Below are 857 nucleotides of genomic sequence, written 5' to 3'. Positions count from 1 at the left end.
GACGTGATCGTTATTGGTTCGGGTCCTGCTGGGTATACCGCGGCGTTGTATGCGGCGCGGGCGCAGTTGACGCCGGTGGTGTTTGAGGGGACGTCGTTTGGTGGGGCGTTGATGACGACGACCGAGGTGGAGAATTTCCCGGGGTTTCGCGACGGGATCACGGGTCCGGAGTTGATGGATCAGATGCGTGAGCAGGCGTTGCGGTTCGGGGCGGATCTGCGGATGGAAGACGTCGAATCGGTGTCGTTGCAGGGTCCGGTCAAGGCGGTGACCACCGCCGAGGGTGAGACGGTGCGGGCGCGGTCGGTGATCTTGGCGATGGGTGCGGCCGCCCGTTATTTGGGGGTGCCCGGTGAGCGGGAGTTGCTGGGCCGCGGGGTGAGCTCGTGTGCGACCTGTGATGGGTTCTTTTTCCGGGATCAGGACATCGCGGTGGTCGGGGGTGGGGACTCGGCGATGGAGGAGGCCACGTTTTTGACCCGGTTTGCCCGCAGTGTGACGTTGGTGCACCGCCGGAGTGAGTTCCGGGCCTCGCGGATCATGTTGGACCGGGCCCGGGCCAACGACAAGATCACCATCTTGACCAATAAGGCGGTCGAGGCGGTCGAGGGTGAGCAGACCGTGACCGGTTTGCGGCTGCGGGACACCGTTACCGGTGAGGTGTCCCGGTTGGCGGTGACCGGGGTGTTCGTGGCGATTGGGCATGACCCGCGCTCGGAGTTGGTGCGCGACGTGCTCGAGACCGACCCCGACGGTTATGTGCTGGTGCAGGGCCGCACCACGGCTACCTCGATTGATGGGGTGTTCGCCTCCGGGGACCTGGTGGATCGCACCTACCGCCAGGCCGTCACCGCCGC

At 65.8% G+C, this 857-nt stretch carries 1 protein-coding gene; it reads left to right on the top strand.

The genetic code is table 11. From position 1 onward, the window contains the following. Positions 1–857: thioredoxin-disulfide reductase (gene trxB / locus B8W69_RS29515; protein ID WP_110882108.1), on the top strand; the 857-nt coding region annotated here is incomplete at both ends.

Source organism: Mycolicibacterium vulneris, assembly GCF_002104765.1.
Lineage (GTDB): Bacteria > Actinomycetota > Actinomycetes > Mycobacteriales > Mycobacteriaceae > Mycobacterium > Mycobacterium vulneris.
The sequence above is the reverse complement of the archived record's forward strand: the minus strand, read 5'-3'. Positions and strand labels throughout refer to the sequence as shown.